Annotated in this window: 1 pseudogene; it reads right to left on the bottom strand. The window is 67.6% G+C overall.

Annotated features, from left to right (window positions below):
• Window positions 1-180: 180 nt before the first annotated feature.
• A pseudogene (locus EN780_RS29165) lies at window positions 181-3,883 on the bottom strand (kinesin); the annotation flags it as partial.

Raw genomic sequence — 3,883 nt, 5'->3', positions numbered from 1 at the left:
GCGGGCCGGTGGAACGATTAGCCACCTTCTCCCCGTCACTATACGGGGAGAAGGTGCCGGCAGGCGGATGAGGGGCGGCGCCGACAGACGATATTTATCGCAGCTCAGGTTACGAGCATGCCGTTCAAACAAAAAGGCGGGAGCTTGTCCCGCCTTTTTTGTTACTCGCTAACAAGCCGCTTACTGCAAACGGCCGCTGGCATGGGCCAGCATGGTGTAGACCTTGCCGGTGTCCGAAGTCAGGTAGGTTTGGCCCATGATGTTGTCGCGGTCGTTGCGCGACACATCCTTGAGCAGCTTCTCGAAATCGTCGCAGTAGCGGTCGACGGCGGCGCGGAACTCGGCCTCGGTCTGGTACTTGCGGCGGATCTCGTCGAAGGTCTGCTGGCCTTTCAGCGTGTAGAGGCGCCGCGTGAACACGTCACGCTCGCCGCGCCGGTAGCGGTTCCACAGCTCGATCGAGGCGTCGTGGTCGATGGCGCGGGCGATATCGACCGACAGCGAGTTGAGCGATTCCACGACATGCAGCGGCGAGCGCTGCGCCGGAGCCGGGCGCGGCCCTTCCGCCGGAGCGGCCGGCCGGAGCTCTTCCTCGCGCGATGCGCCGGTCAGGAGATCGCGCACCCAGCCGCCTTGCGCCGTGCGGCCATTGGGATCGCGGCGCGGGCCCGTCTCGGCAGCGCGATCGAGGTCGAGCGTGCCGCGCAAGGTCGTCTCGGCCAGCGGCGCCTGAGGTGCCCGGCGCTCGGGTTGCGGCTGTGGCTGCTGTGACTGCTGCGGTGCCGGCGGGCGACGCAGCGGCTCGGCAGGACGGGCCGGCGCCTGCGGTGCGGGGCGTAGACCGCGCGGCTCGCCGGATTCGCTGCTGCCGCTGCGGCCGGATTTCGCAACGATGTCAGACAGCTCCTTGAGCGCGTTGATCTGCTCGGAGACGGCGCGGCGGATGGCCGAGGTCGACTCCTTGGCCTCTTCCGGCATCTCGATGACGCCCTTCTTGAGCTCGGCGCGCGTCAGGTCGAGCTCGCTCTTGATCGAACCGGCAGTGCGTCGCATCTCCTCGGTGGCGTCGGCAAAGCGGCGCGTCGCCGAATCGACGACCTCGGCGATGGCGGTGCGGATCTTCTCCGCCGATTCCATGGTCCGCCCCTCGGCGTTCTGCATCGTCTGGCCAACCAGGTTTTCGAACGAACGCATCACCTTTTCGAGGTCTTCCGACTTCTTGACCAGGCCGACGGCGAGGTCTTCCAGCGACGACTGCCGCTCCAGCGTGTGCTCGAGGTTGCTCTGCGCCGAGCTGAGCAGAGCCGAGGCGCTGGAGAGCAGGCGGCTGTGCTCGTCGAACTTGGTGGCGATCGAGGCGACCTCGCGCAGCGTGGCCGACGACAGGTCGGTGAGCCTGGTCGTGTTCGAATCGACCAGTCGCGCCGAGCTGGCGAAGGTCTGCGCGGCCTTTTCCGTCGTTGTCGCGAAGCTCTGCGTGCTGCCGGACAGGCGTTCCTCGACATGACCGAGATTGGCCGCCGCCTGGTCGATCAGCTGACCGAGCTGGGCGCTGGAGGTGCTCATGCGGCCGATGAGATCGGCAACGCTTTCGGCGAGCGTCGAGCGCGCGCCGTCCACCGCCGACAAGGTCTCGGCGGTGCGGCTGGCGAGCGCGTTGACGAGCGCGGCGTTTTCGCTGCGCAGCTTCTCGGTCGCCCGCTCGGTGACCTCTTCCATGCTCCGCTGAAGCTCCGAGCCGCCCTGGGCGAAACGCTCGACCAGAGGCTTGGCGGTTTCGTCGAGGATCTTCGACATCTCGGCCGAGCGCGCTGCAAGCATCGTGTTGAGTTCGCGGGTGTTGGCGCCGATGGTCTTGGCCGCGTCGTTGGTGCTCTGACCGATATGCTGGCCGACCGCGGTGAAGGTCTCGGCGATGACGTTGGCGCGCGAAATCAGTTGCGCCTCCGCGCCCGAGACCTGCTCATTGAGCTTCTGGCCGATCGTTTCCGTGGTGGAGGCGAGGCGGTTCTCGACGCCGGCGATCTGCTCCTCGATCCGGGCCGCTGCTGCCGCCGCATTCGACGCCAGGCGCTCGTCGGCGCCGGCCAGAGCCTGCTCGATCTCGCGGGCGTGGACGGCCAAATCCTGGCCGGTCTGGCGCGCGCGGTCGGCGACCCGCTGCTCGGTGCTGGCGAAGGCCCCGACGATGGTCTCGGCATGGCCGCCGATGGTCGTGGTGCTGTCGGCGATGCGGGCGACCAGGCGCTGGTCCGCATCGTCGAAGATGCGAGCGATCTCGGACGCGCGTGACGAAAGAGCTTCCGACCCCTCGGCGATGCGCGAGATCAGATGCTGGTCGGCAGCATCGAAGATGCGGCCGAGGTCCGAGGCGCGGGCGGCCAGCGCTTCGGCCGATTCGCCGATGCGCATGCTCAGCCGCTCGTCGGCGCCTTCGAAATTGCGCAGGATGTCGCCGGCGCGCGCCGCCAGCGACTGCGCCGTTTCGACCGCGCGGGCAACCAGCTTCTGGTCCGCAGCGTCGAAGGTACCGGCGATCTCGCTGGCGCGGGCGGCCAGCTGCTCGGCGGTGTCCTCGGCGCGTGCGATCAGCGCATTCGACGTGTCCTCGGCGCGCGCATGCAGGCGGCGGTCGGCGTCCTCGAAGGCGCGGGCGATGTCTTCTGCCCTGGCGAGCAGCGCGGCCGAGGTCTGTTCGGCGCGGTCGGCGATCTTGCGGTCGGCGTCGCTGAAGGCAAGGCCAGCCTGCTCGTGCAGGGCGCTGGTGACCTCCATGACCTTCTCGCGCAAGGCGCCGGCGACGAAGACCGCGCTCTTCTCCAGCACGTTGCGGATGTTGTCGACGCCGGTCGACAGCGCCCGTTCCATGGTTCCGGCGCGCTCCTCGATGATGCCGGTCTGCCGGTTGAAGGCCTGCTCGATCTTCTCGACGTCGGCGGCGATCGTTGCCGAAATGTCGCTGCTCCTGGCGGCCAGTTGGTCGATATGGCCGGACAGGGAGCGGTCGACATCCTTGCGGGTGTCGACGAGCTTCGCCAGATCGTCTTCCAGCGCGCGGCTCAGCATGTCGCGGCCTTCGGCCAGCTTGCCGACATGGCCGGCGATAATGTCGTCGACCTCGCTGCGGCTGGCGACGAGCTTCTGCAGGTCCGCTTCCAGAGCGCGCCTGAGGATATCGCGGCCCTCGGCGAGTTTCTCGACCTGGCCGGCGACCAGCCCGTCGATGCTGGAACGGCTTTCGGCCAGCTTGGCGAGGTCGTCCTCAAGTGCCTTCGAAAGCGCCGAGCGATCCTGGGCAAGCCTGTCGCTATGGCCCTGGAGGAGGCTGTTGACGTTCTCCAGATCGCCTTCCAGCACCCGCGCGAACTCGGCGCGGTTGTCGGTCAGCTTCTGCGACTGGTCGGCAATGGCGTTCCTGATCGTGCTGAGATCGGCATCCAGCGCGCGCTTGAGGATGTCGCGGCCCTCGGCGAGCTTCTCGACCTGGCCGGCGACCAGCCCGTCGATGCTGGAGCGGCTCTCCGCCAGCTTGGCGAGATCGTCCTCCAGCGCCTTGGCCAGCGTCGAGCGGTCCTGGACCAGCCTGTTCTGGTGATCGGCCATGATGCCGTTCACATTCTGCAGATCGTCCTGGAGGGCTTGCGACAGCGTCGAGCGATCCTGGACGAGCCGGTTCGTGTGGTCGGAGATCAGGCGGTTCACATTCTGAAGATCGGCCTCCAGCGCCTTCGAAAGCTGGCTGCGCTCTTCCGCCACCCGCTCGGAATGGCCGGCGATGGCGCCCTTGATCGTGTTGATATCGGCTTCGAGCGCGCGCTTGAGGATGTCGCGGCCCTCGGCGAGCTTTTCGACCTGGCCGGCGACCAGACCGTCGATGCTGGCG

It is taken from the genome of Mesorhizobium sp. M4B.F.Ca.ET.089.01.1.1, assembly GCF_004022605.1.
Lineage (GTDB): Bacteria > Pseudomonadota > Alphaproteobacteria > Rhizobiales > Rhizobiaceae > Mesorhizobium > Mesorhizobium abyssinicae.
The sequence above is the reverse complement of the archived record's forward strand: the minus strand, read 5'-3'. Positions and strand labels throughout refer to the sequence as shown.